Source organism: Streptococcus sp. HSISS2, from assembly GCF_000448665.1.
Taxonomy (GTDB): Bacteria; Bacillota; Bacilli; order Lactobacillales; family Streptococcaceae; genus Streptococcus; species Streptococcus raffinosi.
The window spans coordinates 2,313,018-2,337,090 of sequence record NZ_CM002133.1 but is presented as its reverse complement, the minus strand read 5'-3'; the positions used below and the strand labels follow the sequence as shown (position 1 = coordinate 2,337,090).

The following is a 24,073-nucleotide window of genomic DNA, read 5'->3' as shown; positions in this document are numbered from 1 at the left end:
TTTCAAATGTTCCAATGCTTACCCCTCCGCTAATTGTGACGGATTGTATTGGATTTGTTTTAATCCTAAAAAGCTCATCTTTTATCTTTAATGGGGTTTCAGGATATTCGTCTAAAAATTTACCATAACCGAGTTTTCTAAGATAAAGTTCAATGTATTCTTCTAGTTCTCCATAGTAAAACCAACCTACAGGTTTCCCATAGATTTTTGATACTTTCTCTAAAACTTCAAGAGGAGCTAAGTTATCTCCTCTAACATATGCATTAATGGTTGATTTTTTGAGTCCTAGACGATTTCCAAAATCTGTAAAGGATAAATTCAATTCATCCTTGACTTGTCTAAGTCTTCGCCCCACAGACTTTTTATCAGGTTTAAGTATTTCAAACATAAGTTACCTCTTAGACCATTATAACACAGGAGTTTATAAAATCGTACATTTTTTGGAGATAACACTTGACGCCGTGTATGATATCGTATATAATTATTGGTGAGCATTAGGATTGCTCAAAAAATTTTACACCATTCGTACATAAAAACGTATATGTTCGATAGAAAGGAGCTAACCTAACAATCAAAAAAGAAAGGAAGGTACAAAAAATCCTTGAACAACCTAGTACATCGTTCAAGGACAGTAAATCTAATTATTGTAATTATACCATCTATTTCGGATAAATGCTAGTTATCCAAAATCAGAAAAGGGGGTAATTATGAATTTAACAGGTATGGGACTACAAATAATAGAGTGGGTAGTCTACTTACAAGAGACAAAAGAGATAGTCTTAATCAAACCAGAGTATTGTAATGATTTGGATGCCAGATAACTCTATCACCTTATCAAGGGTACGGGATCTGAGCGATTAATTGAATCTAGAGCTTTGCAGATTGCGACTGACTTTCTCAATCAGAAAACACAGGTAAGCTAATGAATGAATACGATTATCAAGAAGTTGTGGACAGGGTTGACGGTCTTAACTCAGTTTCAACACTGAAAAAGTGGCGATTAAAAATTGAAAGCCTGACCGATACTCAATTTAAAGAAAGTAGGGTGAGAACGGGTCGAAACTCATATTCTAAAGTTTATCTTTTTACAGAAGATGACCTAAACCATTTTCAAGCGATTGCTGATAAGAAGTCTTCGTTGGGGCTAGAAAGTGCAATTCTAAGCGCTTATGAGTTTTCTAAAGAAAATGATTCTCAAAAGCCTATTAGAGAACTTGTTGATGAGCTAGAGGTCTCCTTTAAGGAAATCCAAGAAGATTATCGAAGGAACCTAGCAAAGTTGAAACAGGAGTTAGAAGTGCTTCTGGCTAGAATCCAGACCTTGGAGAAAGAGACGGAAGAGAAATCATCTAAGAGACTTGGATTCTTTCATCGATGAAGACGGTTCGCCACCCCACCGCTGGGCGAGTGGTCAACACGGTAGCCCAGAGCAGGTGGGGAAGGTGGCAAACGGCTGAACTCGATTTGACATTTGCACCCCAGCCCCTATTAGGGGGTGCACACATACATGAAATGTGGTCAAATCCCTTGATACGCAAGGAATTTAGTGATTTGAAGCAAAATTCACGAAAGAACCTTTATAAAGCCCATGATATCAATGGTTTACGACAGATTTCATGTAGGCGTAGTTTTTATGAACAGGAGAAAAATACATGACAAAATTTAACTTAACAGACGAAACTGTAAAAGTAGGCGATTTGAAATTGGATAAATCACAATTTGACATTCCAAAGAAAGTGACTATCCTTTCTTCACGGGTTGCTCCAGTCTATAAAAATATCAATGGCGAAAGCATTGCGACAGATGAAGTGGCTAAAATTACTTGTTCTGTACAAGATACAGACAAAATTCAGGCCTTGAAAGACTTGGGTTATTCCCCTGATGACCTTAAGAGCATTCGTTTGGAGATTGTAGATAATCTTGACAAGTTAGTTAAATCCGTTGAGAAGGATGAGCTGAATTCTCTCGTAGTAGAACTTGTAAATCCAGAAGTCCACCTTGGTTGGCGAGCTAACAGTAATGGTGGTGGAAATTGGGGTGGCTTAAAGCTAGTGGCAACCGATATTAAATTTATTGGAGCCTAAACATGGATAACTCAGTGATGTTAGACTATTTAGCTGTAACGATTAAAGGCTTAGCCCCAGATGATGTCATTGAGAAAATCCTCATTCTTCCTAAAGACAAGTTTGTCCTCAATGAATGGGGTATAAACAAGTACCAACGGCATTATGCCTTCTCAGAGATAAAGGTTTATTTCAATAAGGATTGGGAATCGAAAATGGGGGTCTTTATCGAACTGAGAGGGCAGGGGTGCCGTCAATATGAAGAATACATGGAAAGCAATGTCAATAATTGGGTAACATTAATGAAGCGTATTTCTGAATATCATAGTAACGTCACAAGGCTAGATATCGCCAATGATATCTTTGACGACAGCCTATCCGTCCCACTTATTTACAGTTACTGTAAAAGGCAACTCTGCATATCAACTGCTAAAACCTTTGATTACCATGAAAAGAGTATTCTTGAAAATGGTGAAAAGGTTGGTAAGATGGTAACGCTTGGTGTTAGAGGTACTCAGCAATGGTGTATCTATAACAAGCTGTTAGAGAAAAAACTAGACAAAGATTTACCAGAAACGCCATCATCATGGACAAGAGCAGAGCTTAGATGTTGGCAAGAAAAGGCAAATTTATTAGCTAAACAGATAAAAGATGGGCGACCGCTCAAAGAGATTTACTTTGAGGCAATTAACGGACATTATCGTTTTGTCAGTCCGAGAGACAAGGATTCTAACCGTTGGCGAAGAAAAAATGTAAAGTGGTGGAATGACTACCTAGAGACAAAAGAAAAGACTGTCTTGAGTGTTAAGCGAACGAAGCCAACTCTAAAACAGTCTGAGCTATGGACAGAAAAACAAGTCTCACGAACACTCGGGAAACTCTATGTGGCAAAAGCAGAATCACATGGACAAGAAAAGGCAGATAATTATATTCAGCACCTACTTGAGCTTGGTATATCTAAGCTAACGAAAGTAGACGAAACAGACATTCAGCAGTACAAACAAGAGCAATTAAGCTCAGCCTATTGGGGCATAAGAAAAGACGACTTGTAAAACGCTACAATCCGCCTTTCTAAAAATAACTATCTTGACTATAACTAGAATAGAAGGAGAATTCAATGGCAATATTAAAAACAGAACATGATTTTGACTTGACCCGTAACTGGTACCGAAAATCCGTCTTTTTAGATGAACTCTGGCATGGCATGACAGTTGCAACACTTAATAGCTATATTCGTCAGATGAAAGACAGTCCATACGCCTTCGGCATCAAAGGAACGCATGGCAACGTCTTTATCCACTCAGAAGTCTTTGTAGTATGGTTTGACTACAAAATTACTAACCAGTATGTTGCAAAGATAGTGTAGGGGGTACCTATGAGAGATAATGGTTCAAGAGTACTCATCATCAGTTCTTGGCGACCAGACCCTAATAAGGCGGGTAACGTCTTGGTGAAATTCGCTATGCGATTTACCCACCCTATTACTAAAAAATCTCACAAGAAATACCTTTCTACAGGTGCTAGTAAAGGGTGGTTTACTACTAAGGCAAGACCAAGTAAGAAAACATCATCTGGGAAAGAGCGTCTCTTGGTCAGTGATATAAAAAACTCGCAACTGATTACACAGGTCACGCAAGAACTAAATAAATTAGTTGATGACTATATTGCTGAGGTAACAGGCGTAACACCCAAGAAAGCAAAGAGGATTTTAACCCTAGAAGAAATCGCCAAGCCCTTTGATGAAGATGGAAATCTTTATGGTAAAGCCTTTAGAGCATGGCATGAGAGGGTCAAGCCAGCCAATAATACCCTTAAAACAAGAGTTACTATCTACAACCGTTATATTGAGCCTAACTTTGATACAAGAATATCTATCACAAAATTTGCCTCTATGACAGATGAAATTCAAAATCTTATCAATGTTTCTTCTATGACATGGCAAGAAACCTGCATATCTACCTTAAGATGATTTTTGACTGGTCAGTGGAAAATGGACAAATTACTCTTACACAAGACCCGATTACTAATAACAAGGTTAAAAGGCGAGTTCTGACAAAGAGTGAGGAGCAGAATAAGAAACGTGAAGACATTGCGGAAAAATACTTAGAAGCAAGCGAAGTTAACTATGTTCTCCGCCTGATAGAAAGCTGGACAGATAGGTCTGATAATCAACTTATTGCAGACGTGTTGAGAATGATTTTCCTAACAGGCATGAGACCAAGTGAGGTTTTGGGTTTGAATGAAGATATGCTTGATTTTGAGGGAAAGTGGATAAAGGTTCATTGGCAGAGGGCAAGTAAAAATAAATCAGATGAGGTTATGGAAGCTCTTAATCTTGATGAAAAGGAACGTTACCGAGCAGACCTTAAGACTAAGGAAAGTGTCCGTACGATTCCAATGAGTTCTGAGGTAGAGAAAATCTTGCGACACTACATTGACAGAAATAAGTTTCAAGCTCAATTCAATCCGACTTACCAAGACTTGGGCTATCTCTTTACTAGAACCTATATCAGGGCAGGTAATAGGCAAGGTTCTCCGCTTTATCACAACGAGCTATCACAATTCCTGAGAGGTGGTTCTAGTCAGTCAGTAAAGTATAATAAGAAGGCAGGTAAGTCCTATAAGGATATTGATAATTTCCTAGACTTTGGGAGACCGATTCATGTCATTCCTCATATGTTTCGCCATAGCTTTATTTCCATTATGGCAAGTGAAGGCATTGATCTCCCAACCATTCGAGAATTTGTCGGACACTCGGAGGATTCTAAGGAGATTGAACGTGTCTATCTCCACGTGATTAAGAAACAAAAAGACACCATGAGAGGAGCGGTTGAAAAGCTAGAGAAGTTGATTGAGTAACAAAAGTTAAACTTTAATCAGATAAAAACTAGATGAAATAGAATTTTGAACATTAGAAAAAAGCCTAGAAACATGCGTTTCATAGGCTTCTTTCTTAAAATGTTTGTTTCTTAATATGGCTTACTTTAGTGATGAAAGTCAAAAGAAAGAGTAGTGTAGATAGGATGATAGCTGGAAGGAAAAGACCTGTCCAATTAGTCATTCCCATTTTCAACAATCTGAGTGAATGGTTCATCAGACCAATCATTGCAAGGTTAATCACTAGGGAAATAAAGAACGCTAGTCCCGTTATAATAAGACTTTCCCAAAGTTTTGTATGCAACAGTTGAGCAGGGGAAACTCCTAATGTGGCTAACTGTTCCTGCTCTTTGGCCTCCTGGCGGACAGACAATAATGTCATGGAGACTACGTTTGCTAATATTAATAGTACAGGAGCTAGGAAAAAGGCAATAAAGGAAACTAATAATTCTAATTCACCGTCTTCTTGAAAGAAAGAAAAGATATTTTGCGAGAGTAGTTGAAAACTCCCAACCAATGTAATTCCAGCAACAACCGAAGCATTAATGGCTTTAAGATAAGATTTTTGACTTAGAATTTGCCATTTTGCAAGGATTGGGGCATACCTGTGGCTAAGTAGTACGGGTGATAAAAGTTTGATAATACCAATTTGAAGATAGGGAGATAGAGCATAGATAGCAAAACATTGACTAGCATGAGATAAAGCAAGGAACCAGTACCCAATAGTGGTTCTGAATGATAAAACATAAATAAAAGGGAAGCATATAGGGCAACTAAAATAGCCCATGGGACTGCTTTCTTAACAATTATCCAAAATTTAAAAGTTTTTCGTTCGACTTTCTGTTTAAGGAGTTTACTGGTATAGAAGTACCCACTAACAAAAGCGAGACTAGAAATTAAAGCTACGGTAGCAAGCAGTGCCAACGGTTGAGAACCAAAGTTTAAATCTGGCATCATACCTTTGCCAAAATACTTCTGTAAATAATAATAGTAGTAACGGCTTATCGGTGTTGCAATGAGAGCACCAGGTATACTGGAAATAAATGCCATTAAACTAATTTGTCCAGCAACTAAAATTGACAACTGCCAGCGGTTAGCACCTAAAATTTCCCAAAGTTGATAATCCGATTTGAAATAATTTAAAAGACTAGCAATGAGACTGGAAATAATAAGAAAAAGAGTTAGCCCGCCAAAGAAAATGGGCATAAGGAATACTGGGCTTGGGTCTGTTTGAACACTGAGTAGTACGTCCTTGTTTGCTATAATATTAAAGTCGCCTGAAAGGGATATCCCTGAAATGAGACTTGCCATAAAAAAGACAGGTACAGTTGCGGTCCATTCTTTCCAACTATATCTCCATTGGTAATAAATGAGTTTTAACATGATTTATCTCTCCCTTACATCAGTCTCTATACCTAAAGCCTTAGTTAATTCTTCAGACTTAGGTTTTATAATTTCTTGGGAAATCAAACCATCCTTAAGGATGAGTGCTCGGTCAGTTTTTGAAGCTAGCTCAATATCGTGAGTAACCATGAGGATACATTTCCCCTGATTAGCTAGTGTTCTTAAAATATCAAAAACAATTTGACGAGAGGTACTATCAAGCGCACCAGTAGGCTCATCTGCAAAAATAATCTGACTATCTGCTAAAATAGCTCGTGCAATAGCTATTTTTTGTTGTTCACCACCAGATAAGGTTGAAGGGAAGGCTTTGCTATCTGCCTTGAATTGCAATTTTTCCAGTAATTCAAGTATCTCTTGGTTGTTGACCTTTTTGCCTGATAATCTTAAAGGTAAGGCGATATTTTCAATAATAGGTAGTGCAGGTACCAAATTATAGGATTGGAAGATAAACGCTAAGGACTCACGTCTTAGTTTAGCAAGTTTATTAGGACTAGTTTGATAGGGATCTAAACCTTGAATCTCAACCTTTCCTTGACTTGGTTGCAATAGACCTGACATACATTTTAATAGTGTTGATTTTCCAGAACCACTGACACCTAATATAGATATAAATTCACCATAGTTAGCTGATAAACTGAGACCGTTTAAAATCTGAACAGTCTTACCCTTGCTTAATTCAAACGACTTAGCAAGGTTTGTTACTTCGATTGCCTGTGTTTTCATAGTCATTCTCCTATAAGTTGACTTTTTTCTATTGTATCATTTTTAATAAGCTGTTGTAAGTGAATAAATAATAGTTTGGTAAATAAAAGTTAGAAATAATTCAATCAGATAAAAATCAGACAAAACCGCAATTTAAGCACGAAAAAAGCCTAGAAACATGAGTTTCATAGGCTTTTCTTATCTTAATTATTTTACTTCAGTAAAGATTACGTGTTTACGCAATTTTGGTGAGTATTTTTTCAATTGAAGACGGTCTGGAGTGTTACGTTTGTTTTTTGAAGTAAGGTACAAGCGTTCACCAGATTCTTTGTGTTCAAGTGTAATATTTACGCGCATGGTATCTCCCTTCTATTATTTAGCTGCGTTAGCTTTAGCGATTTTACGTCCTTTGTAGTATCCTTTAAGTGATACACGGTGTGAACGTGAGTAATCTCCAGTTGTTTCGTCAAATTGTACTGATGGAGCAGTCAATTTGTAGTGTGTACGACGTTTGTTTTTCTTCGCTTTTGAAGTGTGACGTGCAGGTACTGCCATTTCTTTATTTCCTCCGAATTAATATTTATGTTCTTGATTTTAAATCAACTATAACAGAATAACATATCTTTTTTGTAAAGTAAAGTTACTTGACAAAAAACTTTTTAGGAAGTCTCATAGTTAATAGCTATATCAATGGATAATATTTATATATTTCACAGCTATAACTGTAAGTGCTAGAATAGGATTATTATAGTAAGAGAATCAAAAGGAGTAAATAGATATGAGTAAAGTACATTATCATTTTGACCATGTTGGGTCTTACCTTCGTCCGCAAGCTTTAAAAGAAGCACGTGAAAAATTTGCAGATGGGGACATTTCTCAAGATGAATTGTTGAAAGTACAAGATGAGTTGGTTAAAGATTTGGTACACCATGAGGTGGAAAATGGTCTTCAAGTGGTCTCTGATGGTGAATTTGGTCGTTCTTGGTGGCATCTTGACTTCCTTTGGAATTTGACTGGTTTTGAAGCCTATCAACAAGAAGATTCATATAAATTCCATGGAGCTAAGACACGTACAACCAACGTTCGTATCAATGGTAAGATTGCTGAAAACCCTAATCATCCTTTCTATCGCGACTTTGAATATCTTAAATCAGTGACTCCTGAAGGAATTACTCCAAAAGTAACTATTCCAAGTCCATCACTCATCATTAATCGTGACCACCGTAGTGATCTTTATGCTGATTACTATGATTCATGGACAGATTTCCTTGATGATTTGGCTAAAGCTTACCATGATACCATCCAACATTTTTACGATTTGGGTGCACGTTATGTACAGTTGGATGATATGACTTGGGGTTATTTGATTCAACAGTTTGAGAATGAAAAAATAATCCTGAAAAAACAGCTGAGTTGGCAAAAATTGCTGAAGACGATGTGTATACTATCAACAAAGCCTTAGAAGGTCTTCCAGAAGATTTGACTTTGGCTACACATATTTGCCGTGGAAACTTTAAATCTACATACCTTTTTGAAGGCGGCTATGATTCAGTGGCTAAATATCTTGGTCAATTAAACTATGATATCTTCTTTTTGGAATACGACGATGCGCGTTCAGGTAGCTTCGCTCCACTTCCAACAATTTGGAATAATCGTGATCATGTTGAATTGGTCCTTGGTGTGATTACTTCTAAGGATCCTGCTTTGGAAGATGTAGATGCTGTTATTGCTCGTATCCATGAAGCAGCAAATCTTGTACCACTTAAGAACCTCGGTATTTCAACTCAATGTGGCTTTGCATCGACTGAAGAAGGTAATATTTTGACAGAGCAAGATGAGTGGAATAAGTTGCAACTGATTAAATCAATTACTGATAAAGTTTGGTCATAATAGAACAAGTGTATAGGATGGGGTTAGCCTGTCCTATTTTTAATAGCAAGAAAGGCATCATGGAAGACAAAGAGATAAAACAAAGAATTCTATAGGTTTTTGGAAAAAGGAGAGCCCCTCATAATTTCACTACTTATTTGTTGATGAGTAAGATTAACCATTATACATACCGGGAGTTTTGTTTCTTCTTTCAAAAATCCTCGACCATTTCCCAAATGCCATGCAATTTATGTTAGAATAGAGTGATTATATCTGTAATAACGGAAAAGGAGGGCAGGCCCATTTGAGGTCTGTATCATTATTATGAAACTTCAAAAACCTAAGGGCACGCAAGATATTTTGCCTGCTGATAGTGCCAAATGGCAGTACGTGGAAAATGTTGCACGTGAAACATTTAAAAAATACAATTATGGTGAGATTCGTACACCTATGTTTGAACATTATGAGGTTATTTCACGTTCAGTAGGTGATACAACTGATATTGTGACTAAGGAAATGTACGATTTTCATGATAAGGGAGATCGTCACATCACTCTGCGTCCGGAAGGAACAGCGCCCGTTGTACGTTCTTATGTAGAAAATAAACTTTTTGCGCCAGAGGTTCAAAAACCTGTTAAAGTATATTATATTGGTTCAATGTTCCGTTATGAACGTCCTCAGGCAGGTCGTTTGCGTGAGTTCCACCAATTGGGGGTAGAGTGCTTTGGATCAAAAAATCCAGCAACAGATGTTGAAACCATTGCTATGACCTATCAACTCTTTAATACGCTTGGAATTAAGGATGTTACCCTTCATTTGAATAGTCTTGGAAATACTGAAAGTCGTCTGGCTTATCGTCAGGCCTTGATTGACTATTTGACACCAATGCGTGAGAGTTTATCAAAAGATAGTCAACGTCGTTTGGATGAAAATCCCTTGCGAGTGCTCGATTCAAAAGAAAAGAAGATAAGCTTGCAGTTGAAAATGCTCCATCTATCCTTGATTATCTAGATGAAGAAAGCCAAGCTCATTTTGACGAAGTGCGTACCATGCTTGAGAGTCTTAACATTCCTTACGTGATTGATACCAACATGGTACGTGGTCTAGATTACTATAATCACACGATTTTTGAATTTATCACTACTATTGATAAGTCTGAATTGACAATCTGTGCGGGCGGTCGTTACGATAGTTTGGTTGAGTACTTTGGTGGTCCAGAAACAGCTGGTTTTGGTTTTGGACTTGGTTTGGAACGTTTGCTCTTGGTTCTTGATAAAAAAGGTATTACTCTTCCTGTAGAAGAAGGTTTGGATGTCTACATTGCAGTTCTAGGTTCAGAAGCCAATGGTAAAGCACTCGAGTTAGCTCAAGCTATCCGTCATCAAGGATTTAAGGCCGAACGTGATTACCTTGGACGCAAGATTAAAGCACAATTTAAGTCAGCAGATGCCTTTAAGGCTAAAACTGTCATCACCTTAGGTGAGAGTGAATTAGAGTCAGGTCAGGTTAGTGTTAAAAATAATACCACTCGAGAGGAAGTAACTGTAAGTTTTGAGGAGCTAACAGAGAATTTTGCAGCAGTTCTGGACCAATTAGAAAAGTAGGAGGCTTATGGTTAGTATAGTTGATATGCTTAAACGAAGTGAAAACTTTAGTTTGGCTTTTAATCGTAGTATGCCTATTCACTTTCAACAACAGTTTTGGCAGTTGATTGCTCTTCTGGATAAACATGAAATTACCTGGTTTAATGACGAGCCTGCAAGTGATCATGCAATGTGTCAACAGTTACTTGGCCAAGTTTGGCGTCAAGATTGCCAAGATGTGGTCTTAAGTTTTGAAACTCAGGAACGTTATTTAGGGTGGCAGGTAGATGAAGAAACTGATGAACTTAGTGTTATTATTGAAGATGTTTATGGTTTCCGATGGAATAGCTTACTTGATTTAGAGACTGCTGATTATCGTTTTGAAGATTTTGAAGAATTTGCTGAAGATTACGTAGATACTAGTGATTTGTTGAAACAATTTGGTAAATAGTTTGATAAAAAAGAAAGTCTATTAAAATTCTAACCCGAAATGGGTGGGGTTTTGATGGGCTTTTTGCTATAATAGTTAAGACTAAAAAATTAACGAAAGAAGTGTAATTATGAAACGTTCTATGTATGCCGGACGTGTTCGAAGCGAACATATCGGAACTACTATTACTTTGAAAGGTTGGGTATCTCGTCGTCGTAACCTCGGAGGTTTGATTTTCATTGACCTTCGTGACCGTGAAGGTTTGATGCAATTGGTTGTTAACCCTGAAAATGCAGATGCAGCTGTTGTTGAAACAGCCGAGAGCCTACGTAGCGAATTTGTTATTGAAGTAACAGGAACAGTTGAAGCACGTGAACAAGCTAATGACAACTTGCCTACAGGTGCTGTTGAACTAAAAGTTGAAGACCTCAAAATCCTTAATACTGCCAAAACAACACCGTTTGAAATCAAAGATGGTGTTGAGGCTAGTGATGATACACGTATGCGTTACCGTTACTTGGATCTTCGTCGTCCAGAAATGTTGGAAAACTTTAAGCTTCGTGCTAAGGTAACTCACGCTATTCGTAATTATCTTGATGACTTGGAATTTATCGATGTCGAAACACCAATGTTGACAAAATCAACACCAGAAGGTGCACGTGATTATTTGGTGCCAAGTCGTGTTAGCCAAGGTCATTTTTACGCTCTTCCGCAAAGTCCTCAAATCACTAAACAATTGTTGATGAATGCTGGTTTTGACCGTTATTATCAAATTGTTAAGTGTTTCCGTGATGAAGATTTGCGTGGAGACCGTCAACCTGAGTTTACACAAGTTGACTTAGAAACATCATTCCTTAATGAGCAAGAAATCCAAGATATTACAGAAGGATTGATTGCCAAGGTTATGAAAGAAACTAAAGGAATTAATGTCACACTGCCATTCCCACGTATGTCTTATGATGATGCCATGAATAACTATGGATCCGATAAGCCAGATACACGCTTTGATATGCTTTTACAAGACTTGACAGATATTGTAAAGGGTGTAGACTTCAAAGTGTTTGCTGAGGCACCAGCTGTTAAGGCAATTGTTGTCAAAGGAAATGCAGATAAGTACTCACGTAAAAGCATTGACAAGTTGACAGAGTTTGCTAAACAATTTGGTGCTAAAGGTCTTGCTTGGGTTAAAATGACTGATGGTGCTCTAGCAGGTCCAGTTGCTAAATTCTTGACAAGTATTGAAGGTAAGTTGACAGATGCTTTACAACTTGAAGAGAATGATTTAGTCCTTTTTGTAGCAGATACTCTTGAAGTTGCTAATAATACACTTGGCGCTTTACGTAATCAAATTGCTAAAGAACTTGACATGATTGATACCACTAAGTTCAACTTCCTTTGGGTTGTTGATTGGCCAATGTTTGAGTGGTCTGAAGAAGAAGGACGTTATATGTCTGCTCACCACCCATTCACCTTGCCAACAGAAGAGTCTGCATCAAATCTTGAAGGGGATCTTTCTAAGGTACGTGCTGTGGCTTATGATATTGTCTTGAATGGTTATGAGCTTGGTGGGGGTAGCCTACGTATCAATCATAAAGACCTACAGGAACGTATGTTGAAAGCCCTTGGCTTCTCTGAAGAATCAGCCTACGAGCAATTTGGATTCCTTCTTGAAGCTATGGACTATGGTTTCCCACCACACGGTGGTTTGGCTATCGGTCTTGACCGTTTTGTTATGCTTCTTGCAGGTAAAGATAATATTCGTGAGGTGATTGCCTTCCCTAAAAATAATAAGGCATCAGATCCTATGACTCAGGCTCCAAGTCTTGTGGCTGATAAACAGTTGGAAGAACTTGCTCTTCATGTAGAATTAGAAAATGAATAAAACACGTCTTCACAAACATGTTAAATTTGTAGCGAAAAAATCTGCGAAGAAGATAGGTGTTTGGCAGGCTATTCGTAGTATTTCTCGTGAAAAATATACTGAGAAGGTCTCAGCATCGTTACTATACGGACTCTTATCATCAATCGCTGTGAATTTCTTTTTTCAACCAGGTCACGTCTATTCAAGTGGGGCAACAGGGTTGGCACAGGTTTTATCAGCATTGAGTGTTAGAACTCTTGGTTTTGAGATTCCTGTATCATTGACTTTTTATGCTATTAATATTCCGCTCTTGATTCTTGCATGGAATAAAATTGGCCATAAGTTTACTATCTTCACCTTCATTACAGTAACAATGAGCTCCCTGTTCATTCAGGTAATGCCTCATGTTACCTTGACTGAGGATCCTTTGATTAATGCTATCTTCGGTGGCTTGGTTATGGGTACAGGTATTGGATTTGGTTTGAAATCTCGTATTTCAAGTGGAGGTACGGATATTGTCAGCCTTACCATTCGTAAGAAAACTGGTCGTGATGTGGGAAATATCTCTCTGATTGTCAATGGGATTATCATGATTTTTGCCGGTATACTTTTTGGTTGGAAATATGCCCTGTATTCAATGGTGACAATTTTTGTCTCAAGCCGAGTAACGGATGCGATTTTTACTAAGCAAAAGAAAATGCAGGCTATGATTGTTACAAGTAATCCTGATCCAGTTGTACGAATGATTCAGAAGAAACTCCACCGTGGAGTAACAATGATCAATGATGCGGAAGGTACTTATAATCATGAAAAAAAAGCAGTTTTGCTGACTATTATTACCCGTGAAGAGTACACTGATTTTAAGTATTACATGAGAAAAGCAGACCCTAAAGCATTTGTTTCTATTGCTGAAAATGTACATATTCTAGGTCGTTTTGTTGATTTAGATGACTAAGTAAAAAGGAAGTTGACGTCTGTTGACTTCTTTTTTACTAGAGAGAATTCTTGACGAAATGTTTACATGACCTTACAATAACAGTATGATTAGATTTTTGATTCCAACTGCAAAAGAAATGAAGACCCTCAATGAAGTTCCGTATCAGAAGATTTCTGAAAAGAGTGTGGTTATTCTCAAAGAAATGGCAAAGTTATCCACAGAAGAATTATCCACAGCTTATAAAATAAAGCCTGAGCAGGCTGAGAAAGAGAAGCAGCGCTGGGATAGAATGTTGGCTGGGGAAGCAAGGAGCTATCCTGCAATAGAGCTTTTTAATGGCTTGATGTATCGCCATATTAAACGTAGTGACTTATCCACATGTGAAAAAGATTTTTTAAGCCAACAGGTATTTATTACATCTTCTTTTTATGGGATTATTCCAGCTTTTTATTCAATTCAAGAACATCGTCATGACTTTCATACGAAGGTTAAGGTTAATGGTCGGTCCTTAAAAAACTACTGGCGTGCTGAATATGATCAATTCCTAGAAGAGAGTCAAGTTCCAGTTGTTTCTTTACTTTCAAGTGAATTTGAAGATGTCTTTAGTCCAGCTCTTCGTAAGCAGTTATTCACAGTTAGTTTTATGGAAGACCGTAATGGTCTTCTTAAGACACATTCAACGATTTCTAAAAAAGCTAGAGGGGCTTTTTTGACGGCTGTAATGAAAGAAAATTGTCAAACCATTGATGACTTACGAAAATTATCCTTTGATGAGTTTCACTATCGTGAAGATTTATCCTCTGAGCATGAGCTGTTCTTTGTTAAAATAGTTTAGAAAAAAGCCTGAGTTTTTTGAACTCAGACTTTTCTTTATATCATATCTTTACGATCGACTTGCTCATAGTTAGTTTGACCATCATTTAACTTGTCCCAAATAACGACTTCTCCTTGATTAAAAGATTTTTTGACATCAATAATACGTTGATTAGACGATCCTCGAAACTGAAGCATAAGGTTCTTTTTAGTAATGTCAAAGCGTCCATCTACGAGAATGTCAATGAGATGAAGAAGCTCGATCTTATCAGGAGTTTCAAGCATCAACTCCTCCCAAGTATAACCAGTCCAAGACCAAATATCTTTTTCCGGGAGTTCCTCACGAATTCGTTTGACTAGGGGAATGAGAATTCCTGTGTTTAGGAAGGGTTCACCACCCAGTAGCGTGAGACCTTGTACGTAAGGTTGAGCTAGGTCCTGCATGATTTGTTCCTCAAGTTCTTTAGTATAGGGCATCCCTGCCTTAAAGGACCAGGTGGCAGCATTATAACATCCCTCGCAATGAAACATACAGCCAGAGACATAAAGTGAGTTACGCACCCCTTCGCCATCGACGAAGTTAAAAGCTTTGTAGTCAATAATGCGTCCTTGACTAAGTTCTTCAGACTTCCATTCTTGAGGTTTTGGTGTATTCCATGTCATAATTCTACTCCAAATCTATCCAATAGCGCTCAGTTTCATTGTGAATATTCTCCAACTGACCACCATTGGCTAAGATAACAGCACGACTAGCAAAATTTTCGATATTACAGGTTATTAGAGCTCTAGTAATATTCTTTTTCTTGGCCATTTGCAAGCCTTGGCGGAGAGATTCTTTAGCATATCCCTTACCTCTTTCAGACGGACGGATAGAGTAGCCAATATGACCACCTTTTTCTAGTAAGTAGTCATTTAATCGGAGACGGAGGTTGAGAAAGCCAAGAGCATGACCTACTTCGTTGAAGCTAACCAGCTGGATAGCAGGAACCCAATTTTCAGGAATATTGAGTCCTGCTTCTGCCTGAAAATTTTCTTCTAGCCACTCTTCATAAATAAAGTTGTCTGCATTCCAAAATCCACCGTCATGGGCAGAATGCTCTCTTTCAAATTCATCCATCATTTCTAAGATAGCTTCTTTATCTGCTTGACTTGGTCGGCGTAAAATCATCTTATTTCTTCTTTCCAGCTTTTTTCAAAAGAGCCTGGACACGTGCTTTTTTATTATTTTTGACGGTTGCATTTTTTTCGTGGTAACGTTCCACTTGCTGCATACCTTTATAATCTAATTGATATTTTCCCATGCTATTCCTTTCTAAAAATGAAATAAGCAAAGCAGTTGGAGGGTATCGTCCAGCTGCTTCTAGTTTGTGATAACATCTCCTATGATATGTTAGATATGTTTTCCTTCATATTTTATAGTTGAGCCATTCATATGTTTGACTCGGGCTGAGATTTCTTTGTGGCGTCCTTTAACCATTGGGCGTGCCTGTGGATTTCCTAAATAACCACATGTGCGTTTTACGACATCAACTGTTTTAGGATCTGTATTGCCACAGTTAGGGCACATGAATCCACGTTCTGTTGGAGTGAAATCCCCTTCAAAGTCACACTTGTAGCATTTATCAATTGGAGTATTAGTACCAAGATAGCCGACACGGTCGTAGGCAAAATCCCAGACAGCTTCAAGTGCTTTAGGGTTTTGTTGGAGGACTGGATATTCACAATAATGGATGAATCCACCAGTTGCCCCAGCTTCTGGGTAATCTTTCTCAAATTCCAACTTTTCAAATGGTGTTGGATTTTTACGAACATCGTAGTGGAAGGAGTTGGTGTAATATTCTTTATCTGTAATATCACTGACAATACCAAATTTTTCAGTATCCAGGCGACAGAAACGATCAGTCAAACTTTCTGATGGTGTTGAATAAACAGAGAAATGATAATCATATTCGTCCGACCAATTTTCACAAGCATTTTTCATAGCTTTAACGATAGCTAAAGTAAATGCCTTGGCTTCTGAATTAGTTTCCCAATCGCTACCATAAAAAACAGATGCTACTTCATAAAGTCCAATGTAACCAAGTGATACGGTTGCACGGCGATGTTTGAAAAGTTGGTCGACACTGTCGCATTTACCTAGACGCTGACCAAAAGCACCATACTGATAAAGGATAGGTGCATTGGCAGGTGTAGCTTCTTTGGCACGTTCAACTCGATAGACGAGAGCATCTTTGGCAATTCCCATTCGTTCCTCAAAGATTTCCCAGAACTTTTTCTTCTCACCCTTAGACTCTAAAGCGATTCTAGGAAGATTAAGGGTTACAACACCAAGGTTCATTCGTCCAGAGTTAACTTCAACACCATTTTCATCCTTCCACCCTTGTAGGAAAGAACGACATCCCATAGGAGCCTTGAAGGAACCTGTCAATTCAATAATTTTATCGTATGAAAGCACATCTGGATACATTCGCTTGGTCGCACATTCAAGAGCTAACTGTTTGATATCATAGTTAGGTGACTCAGGTTCCAAGTTAAGTCCACGTTTCAGGGTGAAAATAAGCTTAGGGAAAATCGCTGTACGATGTTCTGACCCAAGTCCTAAAATACGAACTTGTAGAATAGCTTTTTGAATTTCACGCTCAAACCAGTTGGTTCCCAAACCAAAACCGAGAGAGGTAAAGGGAGTTTGTCCATTCGATGTGAAAAGGGTATTAATCTCATATTCAAGAGATTGCATGGCATCATAGATATCTTTACGCGTTTTAGCACGTGCATAATCTTCTCGTTTATCTTCAGCAACCCAAACCTCAGCATCGGCCAAGTGCTTCTTATAATTTAATTGAGCATATGGAGCTAAAAACTCATCAATACGGTCCGCTGTACAGCCACCATACTGACTAGAGGCGACATTTGCGATGATTTGTGAAATTTGTGCAGTTGCAGTTTGAATGGACTTGGGACTTTCAACTTCCGCATTACCAATTTTAAACCCATTTGCCAACATGCCTTTGAAGTCAATCAAACAACAGTTGGTCATAGGTGTGTAAGGACTATAGTCTAAATCGTGGAAGTGGATGTCTCCTTTTTGATGGGCATTTGCTACATGTGAAGGAAGCATCTTAAGGCCTACAGATTTTCCAACAATTCCTGCGGTTAAATCACGTTGTGTATTGTATAAGTCGCTGTCTTTATTGGCATTTTCGTGGACAACAGCTTGGTCTTTATTGACGAGTTTGTTAATGGTGAAATTGATGTCAGTGGCCTGAGAACGCTCAAAATCACGTTTGGTACGATAGTTAATATATTCTTGAGCGATAGCATATTCGTTGGCTGAGAGCAACTCGTGCTCTACAATGCTCTGAATTTCATATATCTTGACATTTTGAGAAAAGCGATCATTGATTTCAGCCACAATACGATTGGCAATACTCTCCAATTTAACCTCAATTAGAGGTGTAACAGGTGTAATAGCATCACTAGCTTTGAGAATAGCTTCATATATCTTACTTGAATCAAAGGCAACCATACGTCCATCACGTTTGATGACTTTGATATCGGGGTTGACAGTAACCTTTTCTTTTTCTAATGTTATCATCTAAAATTCACCTCGCTACTAATTATAGCACTAGGCAGAAAAAATCAATATATTGTGGTATATTTTTATTCCAACCACTATATATTGATTTTTTGAGTTATTTTAGAACATAAAGAGTATATCGTTCAATCCCCTTCATAGAAACTTTTTTATAGTTCTTAGAAAGCGTTGATTTAACATCGGAAGGTAAGCGAGTGTTTTCTTGGACAACGATATATTGTGCAGAATCTTGGATAAGTGTATCTGAGATAGCTTTTTTATGGCTAGATTTTGCTGTATTGAGTTCTGGAAGAACAAATTGTGAAGCTGATTTACGACCACTATCCAAATAAATTTTTGCTGTAGAATCATAGACGTAGATGGTTTCGTCTTTCTTAGTTTTTTTAACGATATAATTTGCGACAGTACTGCGTTCAGCATTATTTTCTAAATTAAATAGGAACATGATGATTGGCATAGCAAAAGCAAATGCAAAGACTAGTAGTGGTAAGAAATAGTTTCGACTGAGGAAAATACCAAAAACTTTAAGTGCATGAATCTGGCTAACATTACGACGTCTGTGAGAGGTGCGTTCAGCTCTTTTTTTAGTAGCATCATCTAACGAAAGCGCAGTCAGAACAAGGCCATAAGGTACTATGTTGAGAATACTGTAAAGACCAAAGCTTCGAGAAAATAAGCTGTAAACTACTGTAAAGACAAAACTAATGAGCAGTACCCATTTGATACTTTTATCTTTAGCTTCACCAAGAAGATGATTACCTGTAGTTACGGCACCAATAAGTAGTCCAGATCCTAGAACGGCAAAGATTTGATAAACTAGGGTTAACAGATAGTCGTTATTTTCTACAGCAAGATGTGTAAAGCTGTAGATCAACACTTGGTTGATATAGTCTGATGTAATCTGTAAATTTAAAATAAAGTAAAGGCATAGATACAGTACCAGAATATTACCAAAAATTATACAGAGGACTTGGTAAAAACCACGGAAAAAGTGCTTGTTGACAAGGTTGTAAACGAAAATTGTCACTAGTGACAATATCCAAAAAATGAGTGTTCGCGCTTCAAAGAAGGCTCCAGCAGTGCCAGCCAATCCGTAAAGAATAAAAGCTTCATCACGACTGTGACCAGCAAAGTAACGGGTCAAGAAGAAAATGGCTCCAAGGACAAATGGCATTGCGAATTGGATAGGGTAGAGGCCGCCAAAACCAAGCGTTCCATTAATTACGAAGAAAATAAAGCTAATGAAAGTAGCAATTTCCTTCTTACTTGTCATGTGCATGACAGTCTTGTAAAGAAAACTACCAGAAAGATAGTAGGTAAGAAACTGTATGGGAATTAGCCAAAGTGTTGATCCCAAGCGAAAAGCTAAGGAAACTAAGAAATAATAGAAGAAGCCACCCGTTGTAAAAAAGTCAGAGTAAGGTAGGCTGCCATTGGCAAACATCTTTGCAATGTAAAGGTTTTGGGACTGCATACTATTTGCAAAGTCTGTAAAGCAAGGCACTGAGATGCTAAAAATGCTCAAGATCAGACTAAGAATGAGAATGTGACTCTTATGCTTCCATGGAATCGCAGTTATAGGGGCTTTATCTTTCAGAGAAGAACTCGATTCATTTGTATGCCCTTGAATTGCTACTTCAATTTTCTCATCTTGTTTCTCATCATTTGCATGAGATTGATGGTGGCTTCGATGGTAGCCCTGATAGCTACCCGATTGTAAAGTATTGTCTTCGCTATATTGACTCACAATTAGACTCCTTTATTGTTATTTGGAAAGTTATGAATAAAAGGAAATAATCCCCTGATTGTCTTATTTCCAGTATATCAGATAATACTATTTAGTCAATTTCTCTCTAATTTCTTAAATTAAATTAATAATTACTAAAAAAGGATTGAGAACAAAATCTCAATCCTTTCTCTCCTAGTAACTGATGTGATTTCACCTGCATAGTTATAGTTGTCAAACCCTCAGTCAACTTGATAGAAGTTAGACAATGAACAAAATTGGTAAAATAATTCAGTATGTTCGTCAATACTTTTTAATTCTCATCAATGAAGCTATTGAAGACTTCTTCAATCATATCCCATTCAGCATCTGAGTCTTCAGGGATTGGTTGAAGGTCACCTTCGGTACCATCTTCATTTTCAGTGAAAGAATAAGCTTGAATTTCAATCTCTCCGTTAGCATCTTCTTCTGCACCGGCTGGTACCAAAAGAACATAGTTTTTTCCGAATTCTTCACGTCCATCAATAGTTAACAAGATTTCAAAAAGAGTTTCATTTCCTTGTTCGTCTACTAAGGTAATAACTTCATGGTCATGGTTATGATCGTGATTGTGTGACATATTGTTCTCCTTATTGAAGCAAGAGCCAAATAGTTAGGTAAAGCTAATATACTCGACAATGAGTTTACTAGACTGGCATTGGACTATCGGACTCTATTGTAGTTTCTTAAAACATTCGATCGAGGTAGTTTTGCAGGATAAGTTGGGCGGCTAATTTATCAATAACTTTTTTGCGTTTACCACGGCTGACATCTGCTTGCTCAACCAGCATACGTTCTGCTTGAACAGTTGTTAAGCGCTCATCTTGGTAATCTACAGGAATTCCAAAGATTTCCTTAATTTTGTTACCATAAGCTTTGCTTGCCTCGACACGAGGGCCTTCAGTATTATTCATATTTTTTGGAAGACCAACGACAAACTTGTCTACTTTATACTCTTTAACGAGTTCACCGAGGCGGTCGAAACCAAACTCTTCAGCTTCTTCGTCAATTTTGATAATTTCGACGCCTTGGGCTGTAAAACCGAGAGGATCACTAATAGCAACCCCCACTGTTTTTGAGCCAACATCAAGTCCCATTACTCGCATTAGAGGTCAATTCCATTTCCTTTAAGATAATAGCGAACGAGTTCTTCAACGATTTCATCACGTTCGTATTTACGAATCTGGTTACGGGCGTCATTATAACGCGGAACATAAGCAGGGTCACCGCTCAGAACATAACCGACGATTTGGTTGATAGGATTATAACCTTTCTCTGCCAACGAACGGTAGACATTTGTCAAAGTATTACTGATTTCATCTTTGCTACCGTCGTCGAGGTTGAAACGAACAGTTTCATCTGTAAATCCCATACTGACACCTTCTTTCTATAAGAATTATCTGTTAGTTCTTTATTATAACATAAGTCTACTCAAAAGGGAAAGACAATGAACAAAAAAGAGATGACTGGAGTCATCCCTCTTAATATCTAATAAGATTAAACGCGTTCAACTTTACCAGATTTAAGTGCACGAGCTGAAGCCCAAACTTTTTTAGGTTTACCATCAACAAGGATAGTAACTTTTTGAAGGTTAGGTTTAACGGCACGTTTAGTTTTGTTCATAGCGTGTGAACGGTTGTTTGCAGAAACAGTTTTACGTCCTGTAAAGTAACATACTTTAGCCATTTCGTGTTTTCCTCCTAGGTAGAATTTATTACGGATGTGCTAGCACCACATACCAAAACATTCTATCATAAGAAACTAGGTTTGACAAGAACAATTTATAATTTCTTTTTAGGAAAAAATAGTATATGCTTATTATAATGAAAAGACAACCCTAAAGAGGAGAAAAAATGCCAGATAATCTTGCACTACGTATGCGCCCACGCACAATTTCGGAAGTGATAGGTCAAAAGCATTTAGTTGGTAAAGGAAAAATCATTCGCCGTATGGTAGAGGCAAACATGCTGTCCTCAATGATTCTTTATGGGCCACCGGGAATTGGAAAAACCTCAATAGCCAGTGCCATTGCAGGAACAACAAAATTTGCTTTTAGAACCTTTAATGCAACTGTTGATAGCAAGAAACGGCTGCAGGAAATTGCAGAAGAAGCTAAGTTTTCAGGTGGTTTGGTTCTGCTCCTAGATGAAATCCATCGTTTGGATAAAGCTAAGCAAGATTTTTATTGCCGTTGTTAGAAAACGGTAAAATTATCATGATTGGGGCTACAACTGAGAATCCATTTTTTCTGTGACTCCAGCCATTCGTAGTCGGGTACAAATATTTGAATTGGAACCCCTTTCCAATACGGATATTAAGGTAGCTATTCAGGGTGTTTTGGAAGATCGAGAACGTGGGTTTGATTTTGATGTCCAGTTAGATGATGATGCTCTAGATTTCATAGCTACAGCTACCAATGGCGATTTACGTTCGGCCTACAATTCCTTGGACTTGGCGGTTATGTCAACTCAACCTTCAGAAGGTGGGGAGCGCCATGTTACTTTAGATACCGTTGAGAATAGTTTGCAACGTAGTTATATCACCATGGATAAAGATGGTGATGGGCACTATGATGTGCTTTCTGCCTTGCAAAAATCGATTCGAGGCTCTGACGTCAATGCCAGTCTTCATTATGCAGCACGTTTGGTTGAAGCAGGAGACCTTCCAAGCCTAGCACGTCGGTTAACTGTGATTGCTTACGAGGATATTGGTTTAGCTAATCCAGATGCACAGGTTCATACTGTCACAGCCTTGGAAGCTGCGCAGAAAGTAGGCTTTCCGGAGGCACGTATTTTGATTGCAAATGTGGTTATTGACTTAGCTTTATCACCTAAGTCAAATTCGGCCTATGTGGCAATGGACGCTGCGCTGGCAGATCTTAGAAAGTCTGGAAATTTACCGATTCCTCGTCATTTGAGAGATGGACATTATGCAGGAAGTAAGGAACTAGGAAATGCGCAAGATTACAAATATCCACATGCTTATCCCGAAAAGTGGGTTAAGCAACAATACCTTCCAGATAAACTAAGAGACGTCAATTATTTCCAACCGAATGAGACTGGGAAATATGAGAGAGCTCTTGGAGCTAACAAAGAGCGAATCGATAAGCTGTCAAAATAACAAGCGAGATAGGTGCTAACGAAAACGATTGCAAAAAAATTGACTTTTCCTCTTGCAATAATTTTCAAAAGTGGTATCATAGGAGCATAGAAATTGCTGTGGTATACGAATCCACATATAAGTGTTGACCGACTAATTTTTGTATTATCGGGAGACAGAGGTCTATTAACAGTGTGCAGGCTGGCTCACCCAGAAGCAACTTAAGTTAGTAGCGAGTCGCCCACCTGCTTTTTTACGTCGCGGGTTCAATACAAACCGTGGATCATCGGTACCAATACAGCATCCAGCCTCCTTAGCTCAGTTGGTAGAGCAGTGGACTCTTAATCCATGGGTCACAGGTTCGAGCCCTGTAGGGGGCAGCTAAACAATAAGAAAAAGCCTTGAGATTAAGGCTTTTTTGTTTGTCTGAAGCGATTACTTTTCGGTAATGTCTCTGCAAGGTGTACACTTTATGCTATGATATTAGTTAAGGAATGAAATTGAAAAGGAGACAGGTGTTGAAAATAGCAATCATCGGCTATAGTGGTTCTGGAAAGTCGACTTTGGCTAGTTTTTTAGGTCAACATTACAATTGTGATGTACTCCATTTAGATAAAATTCATTTCACATCAAATTGGCAAGAGCGGACAATTGATGAAATGGCTAACGATATATCAAGATTCATGCTACAATGTGATTGGATTATTGAAGGGAATTACTTGACCTGTCTTTATGAAGAACGCATGAGAGAGGCGGACTGTATTATATATTTCAGCTTTAACAGATTTAATTGTCTCTCTCGGGTTTTCAGGCGATATCTAAAATATAGGGGACATGCACGTCCCAGTATGGCAGAGGACTGTAATGAAAAATTTGACTTTGAGTTTATGAAATGGATTTTATTAGATGGTCGTTCAAATAAATATGTAAAGCAATATAAAGCAGTTATTAAAAAATATCCTGACAAAACAATTGTTATAAAGAATCAAAAGCAGTTGAATCATTATATGAAGCAGATTAATTAATTATTATAACGATTTCCTCATATAAATAGCTGGTAAGTCTATATAAGATG

General features: G+C 37.9%; 24 protein-coding genes, 1 tRNA gene, 1 other RNA gene and 4 pseudogenes. 15 read left to right on the top strand and 15 right to left on the bottom strand.

Annotated elements, in window-relative coordinates:
- The coding region (locus HSISS2_RS11220) for a helix-turn-helix transcriptional regulator (RefSeq protein WP_134981552.1) at positions 1–388 on the bottom strand (388 nt) is incomplete at its 3' end.
- Positions 389–922: 534 nt separating this feature from the next.
- On the opposite strand from HSISS2_RS11220, the gene HSISS2_RS10350 reads away from it, so the two are divergent.
- The 5 genes and pseudogenes from HSISS2_RS10350 (at position 923) to HSISS2_RS10325 (ending at position 4,922) form a co-directional block, all read left to right on the top strand.
- On the top strand, positions 923–1,378 hold the full coding sequence (locus tag HSISS2_RS10350) for a hypothetical protein (RefSeq protein ID WP_021146624.1): 456 nt from the start codon (positions 923–925) through the stop codon (positions 1,376–1,378).
- 274 nt (positions 1,379–1,652) lie between these two features.
- Entirely contained in the window at positions 1,653–2,084 is a 432-nt protein-coding gene (locus tag HSISS2_RS10340) for a hypothetical protein (protein WP_002887471.1), read from the top strand.
- Between the two features lie 2 nt (positions 2,085–2,086).
- Positions 2,087–3,115, top strand: coding sequence for a replication initiation factor domain-containing protein (locus tag HSISS2_RS10335; RefSeq protein WP_021146623.1), 1,029 nt, complete (start codon positions 2,087–2,089; stop codon positions 3,113–3,115).
- Positions 3,116–3,180: 65 nt separating this feature from the next.
- On the top strand, positions 3,181–3,429 hold the full coding sequence (locus HSISS2_RS10330; RefSeq protein ID WP_014632502.1) for a hypothetical protein: 249 nt from the start codon (positions 3,181–3,183) through the stop codon (positions 3,427–3,429).
- Positions 3,430–3,438: 9 nt separating this feature from the next.
- Positions 3,439–4,922: pseudogene (locus HSISS2_RS10325) on the top strand (site-specific integrase).
- A 94-nt stretch (positions 4,923–5,016) separates the two neighbouring features.
- On the opposite strand, the gene HSISS2_RS11415 reads toward HSISS2_RS10325, so the two are convergent.
- The 5 genes from HSISS2_RS11415 to rpmF form a co-directional block, all read right to left on the bottom strand.
- Positions 5,017–5,457 (bottom strand): FtsX-like permease family protein, encoded by a 441-nt coding sequence (locus HSISS2_RS11415; protein ID WP_021146620.1) that lies wholly within the window; start codon positions 5,455–5,457, stop codon positions 5,017–5,019.
- A gap of 53 nt (positions 5,458–5,510) precedes the next feature.
- Positions 5,511–6,323, bottom strand: coding sequence for an FtsX-like permease family protein (locus tag HSISS2_RS11210; RefSeq protein WP_021146619.1), 813 nt, complete (start codon positions 6,321–6,323; stop codon positions 5,511–5,513).
- A 3-nt stretch (positions 6,324–6,326) separates the two neighbouring features.
- The gene (locus HSISS2_RS10315; protein WP_002887480.1) at positions 6,327–7,067 is read right to left on the bottom strand and encodes an ABC transporter ATP-binding protein; all 741 of its coding nucleotides are present in this window, start codon (positions 7,065–7,067) and stop codon (positions 6,327–6,329) included.
- A gap of 186 nt (positions 7,068–7,253) precedes the next feature.
- The gene (gene rpmG / locus HSISS2_RS10310; RefSeq protein WP_002262412.1) at positions 7,254–7,403 is read right to left on the bottom strand and encodes a 50S ribosomal protein L33; all 150 of its coding nucleotides are present in this window, start codon (positions 7,401–7,403) and stop codon (positions 7,254–7,256) included.
- Positions 7,404–7,418: 15 nt separating this feature from the next.
- Positions 7,419–7,601: a 50S ribosomal protein L32 gene (rpmF, locus tag HSISS2_RS10305; RefSeq protein ID WP_002885630.1), complete on the bottom strand. Its 183-nt coding sequence runs from the start codon at positions 7,599–7,601 to the stop codon at positions 7,419–7,421.
- A 223-nt stretch (positions 7,602–7,824) separates the two neighbouring features.
- On the opposite strand from rpmF, the pseudogene HSISS2_RS10300 reads away from it, so the two are divergent.
- The 6 genes and pseudogenes from HSISS2_RS10300 to yaaA all read left to right on the top strand — a co-directional run bounded on the left by HSISS2_RS10300 (position 7,825) and on the right by yaaA (position 14,561).
- Positions 7,825–8,936 (top strand): annotated as a pseudogene (locus HSISS2_RS10300) (vitamin B12 independent methionine synthase).
- A gap of 303 nt (positions 8,937–9,239) precedes the next feature.
- Positions 9,240–10,519: pseudogene (gene hisS / locus HSISS2_RS10295) on the top strand (histidine--tRNA ligase).
- A 7-nt stretch (positions 10,520–10,526) separates the two neighbouring features.
- The gene (locus HSISS2_RS10290; RefSeq protein WP_021146614.1) at positions 10,527–10,949 is read left to right on the top strand and encodes a hypothetical protein; all 423 of its coding nucleotides are present in this window, start codon (positions 10,527–10,529) and stop codon (positions 10,947–10,949) included.
- Between the two features lie 109 nt (positions 10,950–11,058).
- Entirely contained in the window at positions 11,059–12,810 is a 1,752-nt protein-coding gene (gene aspS, locus HSISS2_RS10285) for an aspartate--tRNA ligase (protein ID WP_021146613.1), read from the top strand.
- The gene (locus tag HSISS2_RS10280; RefSeq protein WP_002887485.1) at positions 12,803–13,744 is read left to right on the top strand and encodes a YitT family protein; all 942 of its coding nucleotides are present in this window, start codon (positions 12,803–12,805) and stop codon (positions 13,742–13,744) included. Before aspS ends, HSISS2_RS10280 begins: the two co-directional genes overlap by 8 nt.
- 85 nt (positions 13,745–13,829) lie before the next feature.
- A complete protein-coding gene (gene yaaA / locus HSISS2_RS10275; RefSeq protein ID WP_008536044.1) occupies positions 13,830–14,561 on the top strand; it encodes a peroxide stress protein YaaA in 732 nt (243 codons plus the stop codon).
- Positions 14,562–14,596: 35 nt separating this feature from the next.
- On the opposite strand, the gene nrdG is transcribed toward yaaA, so the two are convergent.
- The 9 genes from nrdG to rpmB form a co-directional block, all read right to left on the bottom strand.
- Entirely contained in the window at positions 14,597–15,202 is a 606-nt protein-coding gene (gene nrdG, locus HSISS2_RS10270) for an anaerobic ribonucleoside-triphosphate reductase activating protein (RefSeq protein ID WP_008536045.1), read from the bottom strand.
- Positions 15,203–15,206: 4 nt separating this feature from the next.
- On the bottom strand, positions 15,207–15,707 hold the full coding sequence (locus HSISS2_RS10265) for a GNAT family N-acetyltransferase (RefSeq protein ID WP_002887489.1): 501 nt from the start codon (positions 15,705–15,707) through the stop codon (positions 15,207–15,209).
- Between the two features lies 1 nt (position 15,708).
- A complete protein-coding gene (locus tag HSISS2_RS12135; RefSeq protein WP_021146612.1) occupies positions 15,709–15,840 on the bottom strand; it encodes a hypothetical protein in 132 nt (43 codons plus the stop codon).
- Between the two features lie 89 nt (positions 15,841–15,929).
- Positions 15,930–18,134 (bottom strand): anaerobic ribonucleoside-triphosphate reductase, encoded by a 2,205-nt coding sequence (gene nrdD, locus HSISS2_RS10260; RefSeq protein WP_008536047.1) that lies wholly within the window; start codon positions 18,132–18,134, stop codon positions 15,930–15,932.
- 97 nt (positions 18,135–18,231) lie between these two features.
- Positions 18,232–19,881 carry a hypothetical protein gene (locus HSISS2_RS10255; protein ID WP_008536048.1) on the bottom strand — a complete coding sequence of 550 codons (1,650 nt, stop codon included), beginning with the start codon at positions 19,879–19,881 and terminating at the stop codon, positions 18,232–18,234.
- 292 nt (positions 19,882–20,173) lie between these two features.
- The gene (locus tag HSISS2_RS10250; protein ID WP_002887079.1) at positions 20,174–20,479 is read right to left on the bottom strand and encodes a DUF1292 domain-containing protein; all 306 of its coding nucleotides are present in this window, start codon (positions 20,477–20,479) and stop codon (positions 20,174–20,176) included.
- 106 nt (positions 20,480–20,585) lie between these two features.
- The gene (ruvX, locus tag HSISS2_RS10245) at positions 20,586–21,005 is read right to left on the bottom strand and encodes a Holliday junction resolvase RuvX (protein ID WP_008536052.1); all 420 of its coding nucleotides are present in this window, start codon (positions 21,003–21,005) and stop codon (positions 20,586–20,588) included.
- Positions 21,005–21,271: an IreB family regulatory phosphoprotein gene (locus HSISS2_RS10240; protein ID WP_002885737.1), complete on the bottom strand. Its 267-nt coding sequence runs from the start codon at positions 21,269–21,271 to the stop codon at positions 21,005–21,007. Before HSISS2_RS10240 ends, ruvX begins: the two co-directional genes overlap by 1 nt.
- 125 nt (positions 21,272–21,396) lie before the next feature.
- Positions 21,397–21,585, bottom strand: a complete 189-nt coding sequence (rpmB, locus tag HSISS2_RS10235; protein WP_008536053.1) for a 50S ribosomal protein L28 — start codon at positions 21,583–21,585, stop codon at positions 21,397–21,399.
- 167 nt (positions 21,586–21,752) lie between these two features.
- Between rpmB and HSISS2_RS10230 the strand changes: the two are divergent.
- The 4 genes and pseudogenes from HSISS2_RS10230 to HSISS2_RS10220 all read left to right on the top strand — a co-directional run bounded on the left by HSISS2_RS10230 (position 21,753) and on the right by HSISS2_RS10220 (position 24,023).
- Positions 21,753–23,019 (top strand): annotated as a pseudogene (locus tag HSISS2_RS10230) (replication-associated recombination protein A).
- A 90-nt stretch (positions 23,020–23,109) separates the two neighbouring features.
- Positions 23,110–23,305, top strand: a non-coding RNA gene (gene ssrS / locus HSISS2_RS11190) — 6S RNA.
- A tRNA-Lys gene (locus tag HSISS2_RS10225) sits at positions 23,306–23,378 on the top strand. It begins immediately after the preceding RNA gene.
- Positions 23,379–23,516: 138 nt separating this feature from the next.
- Positions 23,517–24,023 carry a DNA topology modulation protein gene (locus tag HSISS2_RS10220; RefSeq protein ID WP_042767150.1) on the top strand — a complete coding sequence of 169 codons (507 nt, stop codon included), beginning with the start codon at positions 23,517–23,519 and terminating at the stop codon, positions 24,021–24,023.
- The last annotated feature ends 50 nt before the right edge of the window (positions 24,024–24,073 follow it).